This window comes from Eisenbergiella massiliensis, assembly GCF_003435485.1.
Genome location: NZ_QVLV01000009.1, coordinates 1 through 24,049, shown reverse-complemented (window position 1 = coordinate 24,049; position 24,049 = coordinate 1). Strand labels below are relative to the sequence as shown.

Annotated in this window: 14 protein-coding genes; 3 read left to right on the top strand and 11 right to left on the bottom strand. The window is 49.3% G+C overall.

The genetic code is table 11. From position 1 onward, the window contains the following. Positions 1-72 precede the first annotated feature (72 nt). Together DXC51_RS14150 and DXC51_RS14145 are read right to left on the bottom strand one after the other, a co-directional pair. Complete coding sequence (locus tag DXC51_RS14150) at positions 73-1,080, bottom strand: SpoIID/LytB domain-containing protein (protein WP_025487598.1); 1,008 nt, start codon at positions 1,078-1,080, stop codon at positions 73-75. A 610-nt stretch (positions 1,081-1,690) separates the two neighbouring features. Then, a complete protein-coding gene (locus tag DXC51_RS14145; RefSeq protein WP_025487599.1) occupies positions 1,691-3,982 on the bottom strand; it encodes a hydratase in 2,292 nt (763 codons plus the stop codon). A gap of 406 nt (positions 3,983-4,388) precedes the next feature. On the opposite strand from DXC51_RS14145, the gene DXC51_RS14140 reads away from it, so the two are divergent. Then, entirely contained in the window at positions 4,389-5,615 is a 1,227-nt protein-coding gene (locus DXC51_RS14140) for an HlyC/CorC family transporter (protein ID WP_025487600.1), read from the top strand. An 87-nt stretch (positions 5,616-5,702) separates the two neighbouring features. Here DXC51_RS14140 and DXC51_RS14135 read toward each other — a convergent pair whose 3' ends face one another. Then, positions 5,703-6,818, bottom strand: a complete 1,116-nt coding sequence (locus tag DXC51_RS14135; protein ID WP_025487601.1) for a phosphotransferase enzyme family protein — start codon at positions 6,816-6,818, stop codon at positions 5,703-5,705. Positions 6,819-7,338: 520 nt separating this feature from the next. Here DXC51_RS14135 and DXC51_RS14130 point away from each other — a divergent pair. Then, positions 7,339-8,262: an AraC family transcriptional regulator gene (locus DXC51_RS14130; RefSeq protein WP_021639474.1), complete on the top strand. Its 924-nt coding sequence runs from the start codon at positions 7,339-7,341 to the stop codon at positions 8,260-8,262. Positions 8,263-8,316: 54 nt separating this feature from the next. Here the strand turns inward: DXC51_RS14130 and pap are convergent, their stop codons facing one another. The 4 genes from pap to DXC51_RS14110 all read right to left on the bottom strand — a co-directional run bounded on the left by pap (position 8,317) and on the right by DXC51_RS14110 (position 12,564). Then, positions 8,317-9,789: a polyphosphate:AMP phosphotransferase gene (gene pap / locus DXC51_RS14125; protein WP_035323835.1), complete on the bottom strand. Its 1,473-nt coding sequence runs from the start codon at positions 9,787-9,789 to the stop codon at positions 8,317-8,319. Between the two features lie 273 nt (positions 9,790-10,062). After that, entirely contained in the window at positions 10,063-10,812 is a 750-nt protein-coding gene (locus tag DXC51_RS14120) for a DUF3169 family protein (protein ID WP_025487602.1), read from the bottom strand. A 136-nt stretch (positions 10,813-10,948) separates the two neighbouring features. Further along, complete coding sequence (locus DXC51_RS14115) at positions 10,949-11,152, bottom strand: helix-turn-helix transcriptional regulator (RefSeq protein ID WP_025487603.1); 204 nt, start codon at positions 11,150-11,152, stop codon at positions 10,949-10,951. Between the two features lie 635 nt (positions 11,153-11,787). Then, positions 11,788-12,564 carry a DeoR/GlpR family DNA-binding transcription regulator gene (locus DXC51_RS14110; protein WP_025487604.1) on the bottom strand — a complete coding sequence of 259 codons (777 nt, stop codon included), beginning with the start codon at positions 12,562-12,564 and terminating at the stop codon, positions 11,788-11,790. Positions 12,565-13,027: 463 nt separating this feature from the next. On the opposite strand from DXC51_RS14110, the gene DXC51_RS14105 reads away from it, so the two are divergent. Further along, complete coding sequence (locus DXC51_RS14105) at positions 13,028-14,290, top strand: sn-glycerol-1-phosphate dehydrogenase (protein WP_025487605.1); 1,263 nt, start codon at positions 13,028-13,030, stop codon at positions 14,288-14,290. Positions 14,291-14,484: 194 nt separating this feature from the next. Here the strand turns inward: DXC51_RS14105 and DXC51_RS14100 are convergent, their stop codons facing one another. The 4 genes from DXC51_RS14100 to ileS all read right to left on the bottom strand — a co-directional run bounded on the left by DXC51_RS14100 (position 14,485) and on the right by ileS (position 23,446). Beyond that, positions 14,485-15,942: a sulfatase family protein gene (locus DXC51_RS14100; protein WP_117544775.1), complete on the bottom strand. Its 1,458-nt coding sequence runs from the start codon at positions 15,940-15,942 to the stop codon at positions 14,485-14,487. Positions 15,943-16,182: 240 nt separating this feature from the next. Beyond that, entirely contained in the window at positions 16,183-17,166 is a 984-nt protein-coding gene (locus DXC51_RS14095) for a hypothetical protein (protein WP_117544774.1), read from the bottom strand. Positions 17,167-17,534: 368 nt separating this feature from the next. After that, on the bottom strand, positions 17,535-20,030 hold the full coding sequence (locus tag DXC51_RS14090) for a glycogen/starch/alpha-glucan phosphorylase (RefSeq protein WP_117544773.1): 2,496 nt from the start codon (positions 20,028-20,030) through the stop codon (positions 17,535-17,537). A 248-nt stretch (positions 20,031-20,278) separates the two neighbouring features. Then, a complete protein-coding gene (ileS, locus tag DXC51_RS14085) occupies positions 20,279-23,446 on the bottom strand; it encodes an isoleucine--tRNA ligase (RefSeq protein ID WP_117544772.1) in 3,168 nt (1,055 codons plus the stop codon). Positions 23,447-24,049 lie beyond the last annotated feature (603 nt).

Sequence of the window (24,049 nt, the reverse complement as noted above, 5' to 3'; positions counted from 1 at the left end):
TCCTATTCATTTTGGCAGATGCCAATTATCAGTTGAAATCCTTCAAGCTTAGTCTTTCCGTTTTCCTTTCCATTATTCAGTTTTTTGTATTTCAACACCGTAAAAAAAATCTTTTAAAAGAGCCAGGAAATCCTCGCCCTGCACCGCCCTGCGGTTAGCCTCAAACTGACAGAAGCCCAGCCCATGCCCTACGCCGCGGCTTTCCAGCACTACAAGCCCCTGCTCCTCACTGATGGTAAAGCAGGAGGAATTCAGGGAAAAAAGGCTGCGGAATTTTTCTCCCGACATATGTATTCCCTCCGCATCCACCCACAGGACATAACCGGCGCTGTCTCTTGTGAGGGTTATTTTTTCCGTTTCGCCAACTCCCAGAGCCGTCCAGAATTCGTTTTTCTTTATGGTTGTTCGCAAGGTATAGCCTTCGGCTTCTATATCATGCTCGCAGTCCACGCTCACCAGATAATCATAGCCTTCGCCCAGCACCTCCCGGCCGGTTCTCGTCTTTCCCGCACTGAGCCAGAAGTAGGCCGGTTCTATAAGCTTTCCCTCCCAGGTCAGATACATACCCTTTGTTTCTGATACGGCCTGGGAAATTTTTGCCTGATTATCCACAGCCGAGCTTCCCCAGAGGGCTTCCCGTTCCCGCAGGTCCAGATAGTCCTGTCCGATTTCCCTGGCGGAAATCGTTGTTTCTTCAACCGATGCCCTGTCCTCATACGCCTTCATGCACATGGTACGGAGGATCACAGCCTGCGCCTTGAGCGTCTCTTCCTCACAGCCTGCGGGGATACTGGCCGCCAAAGCGCCTTCCACATAAACCTCCAGGGGGATTCTGCTCACTCCCGCGCTGCTTTCACAGGCCACCATGAACTTTCCATCCTCCTCAAATACCGGAACGGTTTCATGGCCGCTTTCTCCTTTTCCGAAAAAAAGGCTGCATACATAGGGAAGCAGGAGTAAAAATAAAAGGACCGCACAAAGATCCAGCAGCCGCTGCCGGCCTGCAGAATTTCTGAATGCGGGGGAAAACGGCCTGCGGGGGGTGGGGCGGGTTTTCGGAAGTAACTTTTTTCTGTCCATAGTCATCTCTCCGCATTCTGCATATTTACTTCATTCTATGTCCCACCACCCATTTTTATTCGTGGGGAACGGATAAGGGCATGTGCTACGGCGGCTTGCTGGCTCTGTCCGGTGGGGGCCGGGGCCTGTCTGTGTTTCCCGGGGGCGGCGGTGGGGTATTTTCTGATCCAGTTTCAAAAACGGGGTGTTTCTAACTGTTTCGCAAAGCCAGGATTCGGCCAACGTGGCCAAAACTCCTCGCCTGCGCGACTTACGTCGCATTGGCTCGTCCCAGCGACTTTAGTCGCTTGCGCCACTAGGGGCGGCCGAATCCTGGCTTTTCGAAGCAGTAAGAAACATCTCCGTTTTTTCAAATGGATCTGAAAATATCCCCACCGCCGCCCCCGGGAAACACAGACAGGCCCCGGCCCCCACCGGACAGAGCCAGCAAGCCGCCGTGGCACATGCCTTTATCCTATAGGTTGTGGTAAGAGGAAGGAAGGACAAGAGATAAATATGGCAAAGGCCATATCTGTATTTGGGAACAGATATGGCCTTTGGAGGTGATAATGATAAAAAGTTATTGGTAATGAGCGATATTTAATAATAATTTGTTAGGGTTGTTATTTTACTATTTTACGCGGTTGTAGTTTATGAGGCAGCCGTCCAGGATGATTTGGCGTTCTTCTTTGGTGAGGTCGCCGAGGGTGAGGGGGAAGGGGGTGAGGCCTTCGGGGGTCACGGTGTAGGCGGTGATGGTGTCCTGGGCTTCTTCTACGGCTTTTCTGATGCCGGGGATGAAGAGGTAGTCTTTGTTGGTAAAGGGAAGGGGGCCTTCTTCAATGAGGAAGGGGAGCATTCCCCAGTTAATCAGGTTGGAGCGGTAGCGTTTGGTGGCGTATTCGGTGGCTATGTTGGCCCAGCCGCCCAGGACCTTCTGGCAGCTGGCTGCCTGTTCCCTGGCGGATCCGTCGCCGGGTTTTACCGCAAAAATGGTGGATCCAAAGCCGATGTTTCCTTCGCCTGCTTCCGGGAAGCGGGTGTGGATGGTTTCCATGACGGGCTTCAGCTCGGGCTTGGCCTCCAGGGGGCATTTTCCTTTCATTACGGCGGTCTGGGCGGTTTGGATGTCTTTTGCCAGGCCTACGTAGGCGGGGTCTTTGCGGGAGAGCGTGAATTCCGCAAGGCCCAGGGGGTTGGAGCGGTAGGATGATGTTTCTCCGGAGGGAATCAGTTCATCGGTTGTGGTAACCGGGTCGTGGATCTCGGATACTACGCGGAGTACCAGGTTTTCCGGTAGTTCGCACATGGCCGGCCAGTCTTTGATGTTGGGGCCGAAGTGGATTTCCACCTCAGGATCCGCCACGCCCTTGGAATCGAATACGCGGTTTGCATATATTTTGGAGTCAAAATGGTATTTGTATTTGCCCAGGGTAGCATCAAATTCCGTTGCCGGTGTGAGGACGCCTTTATTGGCTGCAGTTGCCGCAATGGAGCGGGCATCCATGAGCGCAACGGATGCGATCTGGCCGTTCTGGAGCTTGCTGCCTTCTCTGTTGGGGAAGTTCCTGGTGGAGTGGCGGATGCTGAAGCCGTTATTGGCCGGGGTATCGCCTGCTCCGAAGCAGGGGCCGCAGAAGGCGGTTTTCATGACTGCGCCGGTTTCCATAATCGTGGCGGCACAGCCGTTTTTGATCAGTTCCATATAAATGGGCATGGAAGCAGGGTAAACGCTGAGCGTAAATTCATCCGCACCGATGTATTGTCCCTTGAGGATGTCCGCTGCCGCGCAGATATTTTCAAAGCCGCCGCCTGCACAGCCGGCGATGATTCCCTGATCCACATGGAATTTTCCGTTTCTCACTTTGTCGTGCAGGGAGTAGTTAACAGCGCCGTCAAGGCTTACCTGGGCTTTCTTTTCCACATCACACAGGATGTCGTCCAGGTTGGCGTTGAGTTCTTCAATCGTATAGGTGTTGCTGGGGTGGAAAGGCATGGCAATCATGGGTCTGATGGCGGAGAGGTCCACGGTTACCAGGCCGTCATAGTAGGCCACGTTTCCGGGGTTGAGTTCCTTGTATTCTTCCTTCCTGCCGTGGATTTCGTAAAATTCTTCGATTTCTCTGTCTGTTTTCCAGATAGATGAGAGGCAGGTGGTTTCCGTGGTCATGACGTCGATGCCGATTCGGAAGTCAGCGCTCAGTTTTTCCACGCCGGGGCCTACAAATTCCATTACTTTATTTTTCACATAGCCATTTCCGAATACTGCGCCAATGACGGCCAGGGCAACGTCCTGGGGGCCTACGCCCCTGACGGGCTCTCCGGTGAGGTAAACGGCAACTACGCCGGGCATTTTGATATCATAGGTCTGGTTGAGAAGCTGTTTTACCAGCTCCGGCCCGCCCTCGCCCATAGCCATGGTTCCCAGCGCGCCGTAGCGGGTATGGGAATCGGAGCCGAGAATCATCCTGCCTCCGCCGGCAAGCATTTCCCTGGCGAACTGGTGGATAACAGCCTGATGAGGGGGCACATAGACGCCGCCGTATTTCTTGGCACAGGTGAGTCCGAAGAGGTGATCGTCTTCATTAATCGTCCCGCCCACCGCACAGAGTGAATTGTGGCAGTTGGTAAGCACATAGGGTATGGGGAATTTGGTCAGTCCTGATGCTCTCGCCGTCTGGATAATTCCTACAAAGGTTATATCATGGGAGGTCAGCTTGTCAAATTTGATTTTCAGGTTGTCCATGTTACCGGAAGTGTTGTGGCTTTCCAGGATGCCGTAGGCAATTGTTTCCTTTGCCGCTTCCTCCTTTGTTACCTGTCTTCCGGTTTCGGCAGCTATCCGCGCCGCCGCATCCTGATTATCAGGAATGATCTGTGTGCCGTTTACAAGATAGGCACCGCCTTCTAGTAATGTTACCATGTGTCTCCTCCTTTATTTATGTAATGCATAATTTTCAGCTTCACTTACTGATTACTTATTATAGAGGAAACACAAAAAGGAATCAATCTTAAATTGCGGGTACTTTCCGGTATCCGCAGATTGCGCTGCAATTTACATCTCCTTTGGGCTTCCGGCGCCTGCGCTAAAATTCTGTTAAGCTGTGTGTAAAACAGTTGAGTCATCTTCTGCTTTCTGTTATGGTGTATAGTAAAAACATTTCCCAAAGGAGGTATGCATTTTATGGATGAATCAGACGACAGTGACGGAAATCCTTCCTGTTTTCAGTTCCGCAGAATGGTATTGCTGGAATGATCCTTTTTGTCACAGGAACCGGCTGCCATCACTGAATTGAATTATGAAAGGATTTTATCTGTAAGGTTAAATTATGAATATTACATTGTTAATTATTATTTTATGTATTGTCATGTCTGCTTATTTCTCCGCAACGGAAACCGCTTTTTCTTCCCTGAACCGTATCCGCATAAAAAATATGGCCGATAAGGGGAACAAAAGGGCCGCGCTCGTCCTGAAGCTGTCCTCGGATTATGACAGGCTTCTTTCCACCATTCTTATCGGCAATAATATTGTGAATATAGCCAGCGCTTCCCTTTCCACCCTGCTGTTTGTCAGGTTCCTGGGGGAGGATATGGGCGCCAGTGTTTCCACCGCCGTCACTACTGTGGTGGTCCTGATTTTCGGCGAGGTGTCTCCCAAGAGTATTGCCAAGGAAGCGCCTGAGAGCTTTGCCATGTTTTCAGCTCCCCTTCTGAACGGTTTCGCCCTTCTGCTCACTCCCCTGAATTTTCTGTTTAAACAGTGGAAAAAGGTGCTCTCCCGGCTTTTTGGCACCGCCTCAAACCAGACTATTACAGAAGAGGAGCTGATAACAATTGTGGAAGAGGCGCAGCAGGGCGGCGGCATCGACAGCCAGGAGGGCGAGCTGCTGCGCAATGCCATTGAGTTTAACGAACTGAAGGCGGCTGACATCCTTACGCCCAGGATTGATATTACCGGAATCAGCGCGGATGCTTCCCCGGAAAAAATTGCTTCCGTTTTCGCGGCTACCGGTTTTTCCCGCCTTCCTGTATACCAGGGCTCCATTGACAATATCACCGGAATTTTGTATCAGAAGGATTTTTACAATTCTGTTTATGGAACGGACAAAGCCATTGAGAGCATCATCCGCCCGGCGCTTTACATAACCAGGCACCGTAAAATCAGCCTGCTGTTAAAGGAGCTTCAGGCTTCCAAGCTTCATATCGCCGTTGTCATCGATGAATTCGGCGGCACCGTAGGCATTGTTACCCTGGAGGATATCCTGGAGGAGCTGGTGGGGGAAATATGGGACGAACATGACGAAATCATCCAGCCCATCCGCAGGCTTTCCGGGAAGGAATATCTGGTCATGGGCAGCGCCAATGCGGATAAGCTGTTCGAAACGCTTGGCGTGGATGAGGAAACGGAGGCGGTCTCCGTCAACGGCTGGATTATGAATAGCCTTTCAAAAATACCGGAAAAGGGAGACTCCTTCAGCTTTCACGGCTGGAAGGTAATCGTAACGGAAATGGAAGAAAGACGTGTGAAAACCGCGCGTATGGTCCGCACGGATTAAGAACAGGCGCCGGACGGCGCACCATCAAAACAGCCGCGCCAATAAAGGCGCGGCCGTCATATGATAATCATTCCCCATGTAAAACACTTATAAATATTTCTCTGCGATTGCCGTCATTTTATCCCACTTGCTCTCCATGTCGGCCACCAGCTTGAACTGGGTGCGGGCGCGGTCCAGGTTATGCTCGGGACGGTGGATTTTGAAATAAACATCCCCCTGAAGATAGTCCGCCAGGAATCTCATTCCGCATTCAAGCGTCATGAGCTTTGCCCCCATGGGAAGCATACGGATTTCCTGCTCTGTCAGGCTGCCGCCGCAGCCTTCCACATAGCCTTTGGTATAGATTTCAAAAAGCTTCAGGTCACAGCTGATTAAATCCAGATTTTTCTCATCCTCCGCTCCGGTACTCGCGCCAAAACGGATGGAATCACCGTAATCATAAAGTGCGGAGCCGGGCATTACCGTATCCAGGTCAATGACGCACAGGCCTTTTCCCGTCTTATTGTCGATCATGATATTATTCAGCTTCGTATCATTATGAGTAACACGCAGCGGAAGCCTGCCCTTAGCCAGCGCATCACAGATAACATGGGTATCAGGCTCTCTGTCCAGCACGAAACGGATTTCTTCCTGCACGCCGGAGGCTCTCTTCATCACATCCTCTTCAACCGCCCTGGTAAAATCCGCAAACCGGCTCACCGTATTATGGAAATTCGGGATGGTTTCATGCAGGGTCGCCGCCGGATAATCCGCCAGCAGCCTCTGGAAATTACCAAAGGACAGCGCGCTGTTATAGAAATCCTCCGGCTTCTCAACGATATCGAAGCAGGTTGCATCCTCTATAAATATGTAGGTTCTCCAGTAATCGCCGTCCTCGTCCACCAGGTAATTATCCCCGTCAACCGTGCGGATAACGTTCAGCGTCTCCCGATCCGGATCTCCGCCGTTCTGGATAATTTTATTTCTGAGGAAGGAGGTTACATTCATGATGTTCTCCATCAGCTCCCTGGGCTTTTTAAAAATTTCATGATTCATGCGCTGCAGAATGTACCGTTTTGTCCTGCCGTTATCAAGCGTACAGGTCAGACGGACCGTATCATTAATATGACCGCTTCCATAAGGAACCGCTTCGGTCAGGGTTCCTTCAATCCGGAACATCGGCGCAATTTTCTCTTGAATTACCTTCATATCCAGTTTATCCATTTCCACTCCTATCTGCGCGCTGTGACGCGCATGCGGCTGTAGCCGCATACAAATCCTACCGGCTGCAGTGCTTTTCTTCCGGCCCCTGAAAACGCTTTTCTGCCAGCCTTCACCTCCGCTGCTTCTCCGGTCCCGGATCCGCAGCCATTTTCCCTTTTTGTATTTTCATTATAACATTATTACACAATAATTATTTACACAATAATTTCGCTTTTTTATCTGATTATGCCAACAGATAGACTTTTTCCATAAAAATATATTTATTTATTTTTATTTTTTGTTTCTATTTTACATTTTATTTATTTTTATTTTCAATATCAAAGGCTCATTGCACAAATAAATCAAATCCATTTGTACTATCCGTCCGCTTATTTATACAATCAGTTGGGCAAAATAAAAAAAGTATGAAAAAAAGGTGAATTTCTTCCCCGAATTTGTTAATATAAATTCATACGTATTATAAACTTTCCGGAGAGAACAGCTTTTTTCCCCGGCCCCGGATGAAGAGAGGATAAGAGACATGGAAAATACAAATGCCGGCGCTTATGAGTATGTGACACTGCAGCCTTCCCTTCTGATCAACAGGCTGTATACCGTACATTATTTTGAATATATGAATGATTTTTCCTTTCCCGGGGAAGCCCATAATTTCTGGGAGTTCCTGTGTGTGGATAAGGGCGAGGTCAATGTGGTCGCCGGAAGCCGCACCCTGTCCCTGAAAAAGGACGAAATTATATTTCATAAGCCTAACGAATTCCATACGGTGCGTTCCAACGGCAAGGTGGCGCCTAACGTGGTGGTGGTTTCCTTCGAATGCACCTCGCCTGCCATGGATTTTTTCAGGGACCGGGTGTTTACAATCGGTGAATCGGAGCGCAGCCTCATCGCCCAGATCATTACAGAGGCCCGGCAGCTGTTTTCCTCCGTCCTGGATGATCCTTATCTGAAAAAAATGGAGCTGTCCGCCAATCCGCCCTTTGGAAGCGCACAGATGATCCAGCTTCATCTGGAACAGCTGTTAATTCAGCTGATCCGCCATTATACGGCAATAAAACCGGAGCTTAAGCGTCCTGCCACACTGAAGCAGAAATCCGATGTGGATCTTTATGAACGGATAATGAATTACCTGGAGCTTCATATTTATGCACAGCTGACGATTGAACAGATCTGCAGGGACAACCTGGTGGGACGTTCCCAGCTGCAGAAGCTCTTCCGTGAAAAAAACGGCTGCGGCATCATCGATTATTTTTCCCGGATGAAAATCGACGCCGCCAAGCAGCTGATCCGGAACCAGAGCCTGAATTTTACACAGATAGCGGATACCATGGGTTATACGTCCGTCCATTATTTTTCCAGGCAGTTCAAAAAAATTACGGGCATGACGCCCTCCGAATATTCTTCTTCCATCAAAAAATTATCAGAAGAGCCGCAGTTCAGGAAATAACCCTGAGCTGCGGCTCCTTTTTATCAGTCCGGGCAGCCGTTTCCAACCTCGCGGCTACTCTCCCAAAACCTTTTCCAGTTCCCTAATCACTATTTTCAGCGCTTTAATTCTGGCGTATTTCTTATCCACGGACTCCAGTATATGCCATGGCGCATAGGTGGTGCTTGTTTTCTGAATCATCTCATTGACCGCCGATTCATAGGCATCCCATTTTTCCCTGTTTCTCCAGTCCTCATCCGTAATTTTCCACTGCTTTTCCGGTGTGTTCTGTCTTTCGTTAAACCGCTCCAGCTGGGTATCCTTATCAATATGCACCCAGAACTTAATGACCACCGCGCCCCAGTCCACCAGCTCCTTTTCGAACTCATTGATTTCGTTATAGGCACGCTGCCAGTCGTTGGTACTGCAGAAACCCTCAATTCTCTCCACCATGACGCGGCCGTACCAGGTTCTGTCAAATACTGCAATATGCCCGGTCTTGGGAAGCCTGGTCCAGAAACGCCAGAGATAATGGCGCGCCTTCTCATGCGGCTCCGGGCTGGCGATGGGGTGCACCTCAAAGCCTCTGGGATCCAGCGCCCCGGTGATCCGTTTGATATTGCCGCCCTTTCCTGCCGCATCCCAGCCCTCATAAGCGATGATCACAGGAACCCGCTTACGGTACAGCCGGTTGTGCAGTTCTCCCAGCCTTTTCTGAAGCTTATCCAGCTCCTCCTGATATTCAGCTTCCTCTATTGTTTTATCCAGCGCGATTTCGCCAAGCTTCGGCATTTTTTCCAACGGGAAGGTATTCTGCAGCAGCGGAACAGCAAGGCTCTTATTCTGCAGCGCCACGTCAATCCCCTGACAAAGCATCTCCAGCACCTGCAGCTGCGCCCACTTCCTGGAATGGGCATCTACAATATACCAGGGGGCGGTGGAAACATTGGTGTCATCAAGATAGCGGTCGAACACCTTCAGACATTTATCATAATGCTTATTCTGCCAGCGGTCGGAATCGCTCACCCGCCAGCTCGTATCCTTATTTACCAGCAGCGCGTCCAGACGCTTCCGCTGTTCTTTTTCATCAATATGGAAGAAAAACTTCATAACAAGATAGCCGTTGTCCGTAAGCTGTCTTTCAAAACGTTTTACGCTGTCAATTCTGGAAGCATAGCCCTTGTCATCCAGCTTTCCCTGCAGCACATCCCCTGTGATTTCGTCCATCCAGCCGGAATCAAGGAACGTGAATTTTCCCGCCTCGGGAATCCTGGCAAAATACCGGTACAAAAACGGTTTCCTCAGTTCCTCCTCCGTAGGCGCCGCCATGGTTGCCACCTTGAAAAAACGGGGATCAATGTTCCTGATAATCTTCCCAATAGTACTGCCCTTCCCGGCAGTTCCCCAGCCTTCCATCAGCACCAGCACCGGCAGGCCGTGCTCCTTAATCTGCATTTGCAGCGCCCCCAGCCTCTTTCTGGCCTCCTCCAGACGCCTGCCCAGTTCCTCTTCCCCGGGTCTTTCCTGCTCTACGTGATTTTTCAGCATATTGCCTCCCTCCTGGTCTCCTTGCAGAAGATCATACAAATATAATTTGTAGTTTTCCCGTAACTATTCAGCAGGTCTGCTCAGTAAATGCAAAGGCCTGTCTGAAATACTGCAAACAATTACATTTTGCTTTCCCCGCCTTTCTTTCAGTGTATCACACGCAGGGCCGGGAGACAAGGAAGATTGCCCGAATTACGTCAATTAAATACTACAGCGCCGTATTCACAAATACGGCGCCATAATCACTCATTTATCCAGGACAAACCAATATCGTTACTTCTTATTCCCTTTTTCCAGCCTCATGCTGCCAAAGCAGTAAACCCCCGTATTCACACCCCAGGCAATACAAATAAGAACAATCGGAAAATTTCCCGTATCAAACATCAGCTTACCAAAAAGCGCTGCTGCCTCCAGCAGGGGAAGCAAGGTTTTCATTACTATAAAGGAACTGTAGGACGCCTTATAAATCACCATCTGCTCCGCTTCATCACAGCTCTCCAGCCATTTCTGCGTAAAACGGGCGTCTCCCACATCCCCCCGCTTCAGCGGCTGAATCCGCTTCACCTGCTTCACCAGAAACGCCTCCATAACCACAACAACCGTACAGCACACTAGGAAACATACGACGTTTGTCAGCATCATGGGATTCTTCCCATCCACAGCCAGCCCGAACAGAAGAAACTGAATCACCATATTCAGTTCATTCGCCGTTATCGCCGCATTCTGATATTCCCCTGCCCGATCCTCCGCTTCATAGTTCCCCAGCTTAATCTGCGCACCGGCCCTGAAATAAAGCGTCACAGCAATGCCTCCCAGCACAATAAAAAATCCAAGCTGATACCACAGGGCATATGCCAGATAGCCATTAAAAAACAAATGCATTACATTCTCAGTCTCTCCCTTTATGGAAAAAATCAGAAAAGCACCGAAAAACCCCAACGCTCCCCCAATCACAAGCCAAAGCGCTATTTTCCCAATAATACGCCCCATACTCTTTGATTTCCCTGTCATCTTTTCACTCATAAAAAACCTCCTGCCTGCCGGCTTTCACCTGCCATCCTTTCAAAATATCCGTTAACCTTTCCAAAAATTACACGCCTGTCAATCCCGCCCAATCTTCACTTAGCCTTCCGCCAACCCTTCATTCGTCCTCAAACCTTCATTCATCCTCATATGTAAAAATATCCTCCACAGTCGTACCGCAAATAGCCGCCAGCTTCAGCGCCAGGCTCACCGACGGAGAATAATCCCCCCTCTCGATAAGACTGATCGTCTGCCTGGACACCCCCGCCAGCTTCCCCAGCTCCGCCTGATTCACACCCAGCCTTGCCCGATGTTCCTTCAATCGATTATATAACGGCATCCCGCCCTCCTTTCCCGGCCATCCCATAACGCCTCCGGCCGCAGCAGCATGATTAATTTACTTCCTGCCTAAGAGCTCTTATCCAATCTTTAATGACAACTTTCCTTGTCAAAATCATCATACCACTGACAAATAAAGTTGTCAATGACAAATTTACTTGTCATTTTTATTATAGATTTAACTGTTAATTCTATAATACATTTCCCTGTCATTTCACTTTATCCTCTTCTTCCCGCCACCCTTATTTCTTACTTCCCAAACGGACATGTCTGCCTGCGCAGACATCACCATGAATGAAAGCCGATTGCTCCGGGACTTTCACAGTAAATCCCCCAGTCAAAGACCCCGCTGCTCTTCAGAGCAGCGGGGTCTTTGACCCTCGCGGCAGTCGCCAAATATCCATGCAAGCATGGCTACTTGGCTCGTTGCTCGCGGGAATAAAATAAGCACCTGATTCGCTTTCCCTCCTCAGATGCCCTCAAAAAAACTAATATTTATCTATCTCCACAGCCCAGTCAAAAATCCTCTCCCTGTACAATCCGCACAGCCAGGGGATAAATGCATCGGCGCCAGCGCCTTCGTCCTTTTGCCATAAGGGAACTGCCAGGGCCGGTGCATTTACCTTATCCCTCCACCTAAAGCTGAGGCGCCACCACTGTTTTGACCCCCTTATCCCCAAAGCTCTCCACCAGTTCCTCCGGTGCATGCCAGTCCGTAATCAGAACATCAATATCCTCCGGCCGGGCGATAAGCACCATGGAATCATCACCGAATTTCGTGTAATCCAGCATCATTATTTTTTCCTTGGAGATAGAAAGTATCTTTCTTTTCAGCTCAGCCTCTCCCAGCGTCGGCGTGGAAAAGCCTCTTTCCACCGTAAAATGATTGCCGCTGATAAAACCCTTGTCAAAAAAAAGGTTCCCAAGCACCTGCTCCGCCAGATAACCCACACAGGAATAAATATTCGTGCGCAGCTCTCCCCCGATAATAATGCTGTGGATATCGCTTGCCTTCGCCAGCTCCATGGCCACATAAATATTATTGGTACACGGCATTATATTTCTTTTCGGCCCTTCCACGATTAACCTTGCCAGCTCACAAACCGTCGTACCGCTGTCCAGGAAAATAGCTTCCCCGTCCTGGATGCAATCATAGGCCGCCATGGCAATCGCTCTTTTCTCCTCCCGGTGACGCACTTCGTTTTCCTGATGGGAAAATTCCCGCAGCGATCCGTACCTGCTGACCGCTCCGCCCCAGGTCCGTTTCAGAACACCCTCCTGCTCCATGCTCGCAAGAAGCTTACGCACAGAAACCTCCGAAAGGGAAAAAGCCTCGCTTAATTCCGAAACTGAAATAGATGATTTTATTTTCAGCTGATCTAAAATATATTTCCGACGTTTCTCCTGATTCATATGCCTTCCTCTCTGCCGTCCTGCTCCGGCAGTTCCTTCTTTTTTTTACAAAACCCATAGCCCCTTGGGCTGATTTCAGGCCTGCATGATGCCCCGCCCCCATCTGACAGGCTCTTCTTTCGAAACACCCCCTGGAATATCGGAACACGCCCGGGTCCTGTCCGGCTTCGTTCTTACCCAATTATATACTTTATCCCACACATTCCGCAACCGTTCTTTGTGTTTCCCTTCTGTTTCATGATAAATTTCGTCAACAGATCCGGTTGTTGTTACGTTTCTTTCATTTTAATTACGATTTTATTTCATTTTCTATAGACATCAAAAGATGATTATATTATAATATAGCTGAATCGGATGCCGAAAGCCCCGGTCAGACAAAAGCGCCGGCTGGCGCGGCAAACATGCTATTTTAACCGGATAGTTACATTTTTCACCATAAATCAAACCCATAGGAGGAATCCACATGATAATCGACAGTGCCAAACTCAACGGCCCCTGCTCCTGCGGCAGAAGCCACGAAATGATCACAAAGGAAGCCATAATTGAACCCGGCTGCCTGAAAAAGCTGGATCTTTATACGGACAAATACGGCCTTACCGGAAAAAGGGCTGTAATCTACGACGAAAATACATACCATGCCAAAAACATCCTCCATCCGGCCGCTGATCAGGAAATCATTCTCGATCCGTCCAATCTCCATGCCAACGAAATCGCAGTGGGAAAGGTGATGGAGCAGCTTGAGGAAAATATTGATTATCTGGTTGCCATCGGAAGCGGAACCATCCACGATACTACCAGATATTGTGCAAACGACAGAAAAATCCCCTTCGTTTCCTGTCCCACGGCCGCCAGTGTAGACGGCTTCTGCTCCACGGTTTCCGCTATGACCTGGAAAGGCTATAAGAAAACCATGCCCGGCGTGGCGCCCGTTTTTGTCCTGGCTGATATTGATATTATCAAGGAGGCCCCTCTTTATCTTGCCCTCAGCGGCGCCGGCGATATTTTTGGAAAATATACGGCTCTGGCTGACTGGAACGCTGGCCATGCCATTACGGGCGAATATTTATGCCCGGTTATCGAAGGGATGACCCGGGATGCTGTGGACGCAGTCCGTTCCTGCTGCACCGGCCTGGCCGAAGGAGATGAAAACGCCTTTGAACAGCTGACCTATGGCCTGATTCTTTCCGGACTGGCCATGCAGCTTATGGGAAATTCCCGCCCTGCTTCCGGTTCGGAGCACCATGTCTCCCACCTTATCGAAATGCAGCCTGCCGCTTTCCCGTTCCATTCAGATGCTCTCCATGGCGAAAAGGTGGGCGTGGGCACCATCCTTATTTCCCGTGCCTGCCATAAACTGGCTGAAATCGAGGATATTACGCCTTATGTACATCCTTATTCCATGATCCCCGCTTCCCAGCTGGAGCCTTTCTATGGCCCCGCCCTGTATCCCAGCATCGTGGAGGAAAACAAAAAGGACTGCATGGAAGGGGTCACTCCTGAAATGCTCATTAAAGCATGGCCGGAAATCCGCAGAATCATTTCAACCATCCCTGCTCCTGAAGAACTGTCCGCCCTTTATGAGAAAATCGGTGCAAAAAAAACACTGGAGGATATCGAAGTTCCCTCCGAATATCTCCCCCAGCTTCTTAAATTTTCTCCCAGCGCCCGCAACCGCCTTACTTTGATGCGTGTATGCTGGATGCTGGACATTCCTGAACTCAGCTAATCTTTGCAGGAAAAAGCTGCAGAATTTATTGCTGAAAAAACAGCTGTTCTTCAAAAAGGCAGGCCGCCGGATTCTTAGCGGTTCCTGCCTTTTATAGATTCCTGCTGTTTATTGATTCCTGCTGTTTATTGATTCCTGCTGTTTATTGATTCCTGCTGTTTGCTATTTTTGTTTTTTACTCTCCCCGGTCTTTGCTATTCCACCCAACGGATCGTTTCCCAGACCGCTGCGCCATCGTTATGCTGCGCCGGCCCTGGAGTGCTTCTTCCCCGGAAAATATGTGCCTTCAGAATTTCGCGCAGTTCTTTTACCACCTCCGGATATTCTTCAATCACATTTTTTCTTTCTCCAATATCCTCCGACAAGTCATACAGCTGGAAGGAAGGCGCGCCCTCCGGCTCCTCCCCCGGTTTAGGTTCCGACCAGCCGCCGGACCCCGGACACATTTCAAGTTTAAACTTTCCCTTCCGTATAGAAAGGGAACCGTCTATACTCTGGTGAATTAAATCCGCACGGACCTCCTCCTCATCCGGATTCAGCCACAAGGGCAGATTGCTCACGCTGTCAACAGCCGTTTCCGCATCCAAGGAAATTCCCAGGATATCAGCCATGGTTGCCATAATATCACAGAGACAAACTATCCTGGAGCAGCGCCTGCCTTCAGGCACCCTGTCCGGCCATTGAACGATCAGAGGAATCCGGTGTCCTCCTTCATAGATATCTGCCTTGGTTCCCCGGAAGACATAGCTGGGATTATGCCCCTGAGACAGCAGCTCCGGATAATCCGCCATGGGAGAACAGCCATTATCCGAAGTATATATGACAATCGTATTTTCATAAAGCCCCAATTCTTTTAGTTTACGGTCAATTCTTCCTGCTACATCATCACAGTGCAGCACGAAGTCTCCGTATTCATTAGTTCCGGATTTACCGCAAAACTGGCTGGCCGGAAGAATAGGAGTGTGCGGTGCGGGCATGGGAAAATAAAGAAAGAACGGCTCCTCCCTGTATTCCTCCATTTTTTCCAGCACTTTTTCCGTCAGTTCATCCAGCACCTTTTCATGTACAAAGCCAGGCGCTGTCGGCCCTTCCCTGAAAAAACCTTTACCGGTTCCTTTTGTCACATGATCCGGCTGCGCTGTAAAATGATCATTTTCAATATAGATATATGGCGGCATGTCCAAAGATCCGCTAATGCCGTAAAAATATTCAAAACCATTAGAGATTGGGGAGCCTTCTATTTTTCCGTGGTAATCCACATGATCACATACCCCAAAATCCGGTTTTTCCACAAATCCTTCTTCTTTGGCAAAATTCATCCCCAAATGCCACTTTCCCACCATAGCTGTCCGGTAACCGTTTTCCTTCAGCATATCAGCCAGCGTTTTTCTTCCTTTTTCAATCAGAGCCTCCGAATAACCGCCCATCACACTGGATTTCAGCCGGGAGCGCCAATTATAGCGGCCAGTAAGAATTCCATAACGGGACGGCGTACAGACGGCGGCGGTTGCATGGGCATCTGTAAAGCAAACACCGTTTTCCGCCATTTCATCCAGATTCGGCGTTTTAAAGCCACAGTGCTCATTCAGTGCGGAAATATCCCCATACCCCATATCATCCGCTAAAATATAGATCAAATTCGGTTTTCTCATTTTATTCCTCCTAAAAGGGGCATCCGTAAGCCGGCCCCTTTAATCATACACCATTTCGTTGTATTCCGCATCTAATCTATAATTATTGTCCGCACTCCATCCCTTTTCCGGTTTGATCGTTTCAAACACAGGCCTAAAGAATGCCTGAAATACCGGACAAAGCTATCCGTATCCCAGGACTGTCCCGTTCTCACTGGCCACTATCGTTTTTCTTCTGCCAATGACAGGTTGCTTTTCGTTTTAGTCTTCCGTAATTTCATGGACCTGTTCTATAGTAATACCACACAACTCTGCGATTTCCTCATTATTCCTGCCCTCTCTGACGTAACGCAATACTTTTTTCGTCAGATTGATTCCTTTTTCTATTCCCTCTTCAATCCCTTTTTCAATCCCCTTTTCAATGCCTTTTTCTTCAATTGCTTCACTCAAATTACACATCTGTCTCAGCTCCTCTCCCATTTCCTGTTCCATTACAATCCCATAATCTCTCGCCAGTATTTCTTCTTTCTCCGTAACGCTCATCGAAGGAGAAAGAAGCGTATTCAGAAATCCGTGCAGCCCACCCCTTTGATTCTTGTCATCCTTTTCATTCAGGCAGATTATGATCACCGAAAGCTTATCATAGCTCGCTTTCCTCTCAGGTATCCTACCAAGGATATTTCTTCTGGAGATCCTGTATTCTGTCATGGCGTTTCCTATATGCGCAGGCGCATTCATACAGATCCAGATACTGCAGACCTTTTTCAAATCATCATACTCTGCATCTGTAAATTCTCTGTCCAGCTGTTCCGACAGCATCCTCGCTCCATAGAATATCCCTCTGGTCACAATCCGGTATTTCTGATAGAACTTTTTCTGGGCTTCTATATTAACCAGAAGCTTTACCGTCTCCGCCCTTCTCCGTTTGGGGACGTATGCCCGGAATCTGATATCATAGGTCACGGTTCCTTCTCCCGGAACCTTGCTTTCCGTATTATCCCCCGTGATGAGGAGCATTTTATTCTCCTTTTCTCCCGGTCGCAGCGAGGTATTGGCGATTTCAATTCCCGGTTCGATCCACGCTTCTATTTCCTCCGGTGAATAATCCGTATATTCCGCCACAGCTCCCTTCAGGATACGCGCCAGAACCTGCCTGCTGCCCAGAATCCGCTTTACATGACCGTCATATTGGGCCTTAGCCCCGGCATCGTCCAGCGTTTCGGCAATCCATGTCCGTCTTTTCATTTGTTCCTCCTTATACAGGCAGGGATACAGGCAGCGGCCCCTGTAAAAACAGCTTCTGCATTTCCTGCCGTTTTAAATGTGATTTTTCGGCAGAAACTGCCAGAATGTGCGAATGCACTAATAAATAAGAATATAAAAATGATACTTTATTAATGTTTAGTTGTCAACAATAATCATTAAGAAAATATCGCAATAAAACTTAGCAATTGAAATATAGAATGAAATATTAAAATATAATAAATACAAAAAATGCCGTCACCGACGTAAAGCAATTCCTACATAGCTTCACGTCAGGCGGCGGCATCCTGTCTTATTTTTTGAAGATTACCGATATTTTAATCTCTTCTTTAACCAACCGGCTGCTTTTCTTATTTTGCCTTCGGCTTCTCCCCTCTCTTAGGCAGCACTACCTTATCCAGATGCCAGATATCGTCCACATATTCCTGGATAGTCCTGTCAGAGCTGAATTTGCCGGAGCAGGCCACGTTCAGGATTGCGCTCTTTGCCCAGTTTGCTTCATCCCTGTAAGCTGCCTCCACTCTGCGCTGTGCTTCCGCATAAGGCTTGAAATCCTTCAGGATAAAATACATATCCGCCTTGGAGGTGCTCTGTGTGTTCAGAAGGGAATTGTACAGCGGGCGGAACAGCTCCGTATCATAGGGGGCAAAGGTTCCGTTGATTAACTGCATCAGCACTCTGCGGATGTCAGGATCGTTGTTGAAAATATCCATGGGGTTATATCCGCCATAGTTCTCAAAACGGATAACCTCATCGGAGCTTAAACCGAAGATAAAGGCATTTTCCATTCCTACCTCTTCCACGATTTCCACATTAGCGCCGTCCATGGTGCCAAGGGTAAGCGCACCGTTGAGCATGAATTTCATATTTCCGGTTCCGGATGCTTCCTTGCTTGCCGTGGAAATCTGTTCGGACACATCTGCTGCGGCAAAAATCCATTCCGCATTGGAAACCTTATAGTCTTCTATAAATACCACCTTGATCTTGCCGCCGATGGAAGGGTCGTTATTCACCACATCCGCTACAGCGTTGATCAGCTTAATGGTAAGTTTTGCGTTGCGGTAGCCCGCCGCCGCCTTGGCCCCGAAGATAAAAGTCCTGGGATAGAACTCCATCTGGGGATTGTTCTTGAGTTCGTTATAAAGATACATAATATGCAGGATATTCAGCAGCTGGCGCTTGTACTCGTGGAGCCTCTTTACCTGCACATCGAAAATGGAACGGGGATCCACTTCCACACCGTTATGCTCCAGGATATATCTGGCAAGGCGCACCTTGTTCTGATATTTGATATTCATGAACTCCTGCTGTGCTTTTTCATCCTCGGCATAAATTTTCAGGCCGCTGATTTTGGACAGATCAGTAATCCAGTCATTGCCCACATGATCCGTTACCCACTGTGCAAGCAGCGGATTCCCATGGAGCAGGAATCTTCTCTGTGTGATGCCGTTCGTCTTATTGTTGAACTTTTCAGGCATCATTTCATAGAAATCTCTCAGCTCCTGCTTTTCCAGGATTTCCGTATGGAGCCTTGCCACGCCGTTGACAGAGTAGCCGGATACGATAGCGAGGTGTGCCATTTTCACCTGTCCGTCATAAATAATGGCCATTTTGGCAATCTTGTTCTGATCTCCCGGATACTGCTGGGAAACCTGCGCTATGAAGCGGCGGTTGATTTCCTCCACGATCTGGTAAATTCTGGGGAGCAGCCTTGAGAACAGCTCAATGGGCCATTTTTCCAGGGCTTCCGCCATGATGGTATGGTTGGTATAGGCACAGGTTTTGGTGGTCACAGCCCATGCTTCATCCCATGTGAGATAATAATCATCCATCAGGATACGCATCAGCTCGGCAATTGCCACCGTAGGATGGGTGTCATTGAGCTGGAAGGTCACCTTCTCATGGAATTTCCTGATATCGTCATGCTTTCTCATGTATTTTTCCACGGCCTCCTGGACGGAAGCGGAAATGAAGAAATACTGCTGCTTCAGACGAAGTTCCTTGCCTGCATAATGGTTGTCATTGGGATAGAGGACCTCTACGATATTCCGGGCCAGATTCTCCTGCTCCACAGCCTTCTGGTAATCTCCCTTGTCAAAGGACTCCAGCTGGAAGCACTCCACCGGCTCCGCATCCCAGATGCGCAGTGTGTTAACGATCCCATTTCCATAGCCCACAATCGGCATATCATAGGGAATCGCCTTTACGGACTGATATCCCTCCTGTTTAAAGTTATTGCGGCCGTTTTCGTCCACGTATACATTGACATAGCCGCCGAACTTAACCTCTTTGGCATACTCGGGACGGCGCAGCTCAAACGGGTTTCCATCTGCCAGCCAGTTATCGGGAACCTCTATCTGGTATCCGTCACGAATCTCCTGCTTGAACATGCCGTAACGGTAACGGATGCCGCAGCCATAAGCGGAATACCCCATGGTTGCCAGGGAATCCAGGAAGCAGGCAGCCAGTCTGCCCAGGCCGCCGTTGCCCAGCGCAGGATCAGGCTCCTGATCCTCCACCAGATTAATATCGATACCCAGATCCTCCAGGGCCTCGGCCACATCATTATAGGCCTGCAGGTTGATCAGGTTATTTCCCAGCGCGCGGCCCATCAGGAATTCCATGGACAGATAATAAACGGTCTTGGGATCCTGCTTCGCATATTCCTTCTGGGTATTCATCCAGTTGTCTACGATCACATCCTTGATAGCATAGGCTACCGCCTGAAAAATCTGCTGCTGCGTAGCCTCCTCCAGGGTCTTGCGGTAAAGAGTTTTCACATTATATATAACGCTGTTCTTGAAAAGCTCTTTGTCGAATTTCTGTAATACCGTTTTCTTAAGCATGTATTTCCTCCTCGATCCTCTTTATATTCTTTAATTACGGTCTTTTCCGGCACTTCCGGGCTTTGTCCTTTGCCCATGTTCGCCCAATACGTACAGTTTACAACAATTTACCAATAATGAAAACAGTAATTTTGTAAAAAGAACTGATAAAATAAGGTAAAGAAAGCCGCCACTTTAGCCAAGCGGCGGCCTTTCTCCCCTGAAAACCCGAATTACCGTACTTTGCAACTGTTCAGTTCACAGCACAGTTACTGTACTTTTTCAATTCCAATGGTCACATTTTCACCGTTTACGTTCCATTCCTTGCTTACAGCCAGGCTTTCCCCTGCTGTAATGTAATCCGCAAGAACCTTGCCTGCAATGAACTCCTGATTGGAGGCGGCGATTCCTGCCACCTTTTCATTGCCGCACAGGGACACTCTGATGTGATCCATCACTTCAAAATCCGCTTCCTTACGCATGGTCTGGATCTTGCTGATGATTTCATATACAAAGCCTTCCTCGATGAGTTCTTCCGTCAGGTTCGTATCCAGAACTACTGTCATATTATTATCCGCCTCGGATACATAGCCTTCCTTCTGGGTCATTTCGATAAGAAGGTCATCCTTGGTCAGGCTTACTTCCACGCCGTTTACATCGAATTTCAGCGCTCCTGCCGCATTCAGCTCATCCATGGCCGCATTGCCGTCCAGGGATGCCAGGGTCTTCTGGATGCCGCCCAGCTGTTTTCCGTATTTCGGTCCTACCGTACGCAGCTGCGGTTTGAAGGTATAGGTGGTAAAGTCTCTTACATCCTCCGTAAATACCACCTTCTTCACATTCAGCTCATCCTCCACGATCTCCTTATAGAAATCACTGAGGACGGTTCCGGCCTTCACGAACATGGTTCCGATGGGCTGGCGGTTCTTGATGTTTGCCGTATTTCTGCAGGCGCGTCCCATCACGACGATGTCCAGCACCTCTTCCATGGCTTCCTCAAGTTCCTTATCCACATAAGAAGGATTGGCTGTGGGGAAGTCGCACAGATGCACGCTTTCCGGCGCGCTCTTGTCCAGGCTTCTCACCAGGTTCTGATAGATCTCCTCCGTCATGAAGGGAATCATGGGCGCTGCCAGCTTGCTCACCGTTACCAGGGCTGTGTAGAGGGTCATGTAAGCATTGATCTTATCCTGCTCCATTCCCTTGGCCCAGAAACGTTCACGGCTTCTTCTTACATACCAGTTGCTGCATTCGTCCACAAAATCCTGCAGCGCTCTTGCCGCTTCAGGAATCTGATAGTTATCCAGACGGGTATCCACTTCCGTGATCAACGTATTCAGGCGGCTAAGCAGCCACTTGTCCAGCACGGAAAGCTTATCGAATTCCAGCGTATATTTGGAAGCGTCAAAATTATCAATATTGGCATACAGTACAAAGAATGCGTAGGTATTCCACAGCGTCCCCATGAACTTACGCTGTCCCTCGATAACCGCTTTCCCATGGAAACGGCTGGGCAGCCAGGGCGCGCTGCTTGAGTAAAAATACCAGCGGATCGCATCCGCGCCGTATTCCTGCAGCGCTTCAAAGGGATCTACCGCATTGCCTTTGGACTTGCTCATTTTCTGTCCGTTTTCATCCTGCACCAGTCCCAGGACGATTACATTTTCAAAAGAGGTCTGGTCAAACAGCAGCGTGGATTCCGCCAGCAGGGAATAGAACCAGCCACGGGTCTGATCCACCGCTTCGGAAATAAACTGTGCGGGGAACTGCTGCTCAAAGGTTTCCTTATTCTCAAAAGGATAGTGATGCTGGGCAAAAGGCATGGCTCCTGAGTCAAACCAGCAGTCAATTACCTCGGGCACACGCTTCATGGGCTTGCCGCATTTCGGGCAGGGGATGGTGATGGCATCGATATAAGGGCGGTGAAGCTCAACGGTCTTCGCTTCCGGATTGCCACTTAAGCGCTCCAGCTCCTCCCTGCTTCCTACGGAAAGCATTTCCCCACAGTCACACTGCCAGATATTTAAAGGGGTTCCCCAGTATCTGTTTCTGGAAAGTCCCCAGTCCTGGATATTTTCCAGCCAGTCGCCGAAACGTCCTTTTCCGATGGATTCCGGAATCCAGTTGATGGTATTGTTGTTGCCGATCAGGTGCTCCTTGACAGCGGTCATCTTGATGAACCAGGACTCTCTCGCATAATAGATCAGCGGCGTGTCGCATCTCCAGCAGAAGGGGTAGCTGTGTTCGAACTTCGGCGCGGAAAACAGCAGGTCTGCCGCCGCCAGCTCCTTTAAGATGATCGGGTCCGCTTCCTTGCAGAAGGTACCTGCCCAGGGAGTCTCTTTTGTCATTTCACCTTTGGCATCCACCAGCTGAACGAAGGGCAGATCATAATTGCGGCCCACATTGGCATCGTCCTCACCGAAGGCAGGCGCGATATGAACAACACCGGTACCGTCCGTCAGGGTAACATAGTTGTCACAGGTTACATAAAATGCTTTTTTATGCTGTTTTTCACAGGTTTCCACCGCACAGTCAAACAGCGGCACATATTCCTTGTATTCCAGGTCCTTGCCCACATAAGTTTCCAGCACTTCATAGGCCGGTACCTCCGGGTTTTCCTTGTTCAAATCGCCCAGCACGGTATCCAGAAGCGCCTGCGCCATATAATAGGTATAGCCGTCGGCGGCTTTTACCTTGGCATAGGTTTCCCCGGGGTTCACGCACAGCGCCACGTTGGAAGGCAGTGTCCAGGGTGTGGTGGTCCATGCCAGGATATAGGCATCCTCATCCTTTACCTTAAAACGTGCGATTGCGGAACGTTCCTTCACATCCTTGTAGCCCTGAGCCACCTCATGAGAGGACAGCGGGGTACCGCAGCGCGGGCAGTAGGGAACGATCTTAAAGCCCTTGTAAAGAAGGCCCTTGTCCCAGATTTTTTTCAGCGCCCACCATTCGGATTCAATATATTCATCATGATAGGTTACATAGGGATCATCCATATCAGCCCAGAAGCCGACCTTTTTGGAAAAATCCTCCCACATGCCTTTGTATTTCCATACGCTTTCCTTACATTTTTCAATGAAAGGCGCGATGCCGTATTCCTCGATCTGCTCCTTGCCGTCCAGGCCCAGAAGCTTCTCCACCTCCAGCTCCACCGGAAGCCCGTGGGTATCCCACCCGGCCTTCCTGGGCACCATATAGCCCTTCATGGTGCGGTAACGGGGAATCATATCCTTGATTGCGCGGGTTTCCACATGTCCGATGTGGGGCTTGCCGTTTGCGGTGGGCGGGCCGTCATAAAAGGTATAGGTCGGGCAGCCCTCCCTGATTTTCATGCTTTTTTCAAAAATTTTGTTGTCTTCCCAGAATTGTTCCACTTCGTGTTCACGTTCCACGAAGTTCAGGTCTGTGTTTACCTTAGTGTAAAGTGACATTTCTTTCTTCCTTTCTTTCTCCGGCATACAGCCATTCCTGTTTGATAAATTCGCGTCCTGCCGCGTGTCCGCCGTCTTGCATGGCAGTTCAGATCTCCTGGCACCTGCGCCATTCTGCGTCTGAAACAAAAAAATCCCCGTCCTTTCTTGTAAAAGGGCGAGGTCTGAGGCTCGTTGTACCACCTGTTACATCATACGGCTTATAAAAACAGCTGCCAAACCTGTCCCTATAAGAAAATATGGTTTCCCGTAACGGGGGAAATCCGGCGTCGCCTACTCGAAAAACCGGATGCATCCTGCATCCTGCGCTTTCTTTCAGCCTGCGGCTCCGAAGTGATGTTCACCATGTCTTACTCGTACCGGCCTCCCACCTGCGCCGGCTCGCTGTAACTTTCCAAACATGCCTACTGTCTTCATCACGGCCTTTGTTTCTGTGTTCATGTCGGTATTATATAGCCCGCAAAGCCGCATTGTCAAGGGCTTTCGTGCTTTATCCCCCCATTTGTGCGCAGAGGGGTATGCGGTGCTTCCGGCTGGTGTTCGGGGTCCGGCTGTGTTCTCCGGGAGGCGGCGGGGCGGGTGGGTGTTTTGCAGGTGCCGGTT

Coding starts and splice junctions, on each gene's coding strand:
- DXC51_RS14150 (WP_025487598.1), bottom strand. CDS start 1,080: ATGGACAGAAAAAAGTTACTTCCGAAAACCCGCCCCACCCCCCGCAGG.
- DXC51_RS14145 (WP_025487599.1), bottom strand. CDS start 3,982: ATGGTAACATTACTAGAAGGCGGTGCCTATCTTGTAAACGGCACACAG.
- DXC51_RS14140 (WP_025487600.1), top strand. CDS start 4,389: ATGAATATTACATTGTTAATTATTATTTTATGTATTGTCATGTCTGCT.
- DXC51_RS14135 (WP_025487601.1), bottom strand. CDS start 6,818: ATGGATAAACTGGATATGAAGGTAATTCAAGAGAAAATTGCGCCGATG.
- DXC51_RS14130 (WP_021639474.1), top strand. CDS start 7,339: ATGGAAAATACAAATGCCGGCGCTTATGAGTATGTGACACTGCAGCCT.
- pap (WP_035323835.1), bottom strand. CDS start 9,789: ATGCTGAAAAATCACGTAGAGCAGGAAAGACCCGGGGAAGAGGAACTG.
- DXC51_RS14120 (WP_025487602.1), bottom strand. CDS start 10,812: ATGAGTGAAAAGATGACAGGGAAATCAAAGAGTATGGGGCGTATTATT.
- DXC51_RS14115 (WP_025487603.1), bottom strand. CDS start 11,152: ATGCCGTTATATAATCGATTGAAGGAACATCGGGCAAGGCTGGGTGTG.
- DXC51_RS14110 (WP_025487604.1), bottom strand. CDS start 12,564: ATGAATCAGGAGAAACGTCGGAAATATATTTTAGATCAGCTGAAAATA.
- DXC51_RS14105 (WP_025487605.1), top strand. CDS start 13,028: ATGATAATCGACAGTGCCAAACTCAACGGCCCCTGCTCCTGCGGCAGA.
- DXC51_RS14100 (WP_117544775.1), bottom strand. CDS start 15,942: ATGAGAAAACCGAATTTGATCTATATTTTAGCGGATGATATGGGGTAT.
- DXC51_RS14095 (WP_117544774.1), bottom strand. CDS start 17,166: ATGAAAAGACGGACATGGATTGCCGAAACGCTGGACGATGCCGGGGCT.
- DXC51_RS14090 (WP_117544773.1), bottom strand. CDS start 20,030: ATGCTTAAGAAAACGGTATTACAGAAATTCGACAAAGAGCTTTTCAAG.
- ileS (WP_117544772.1), bottom strand. CDS start 23,446: ATGTCACTTTACACTAAGGTAAACACAGACCTGAACTTCGTGGAACGT.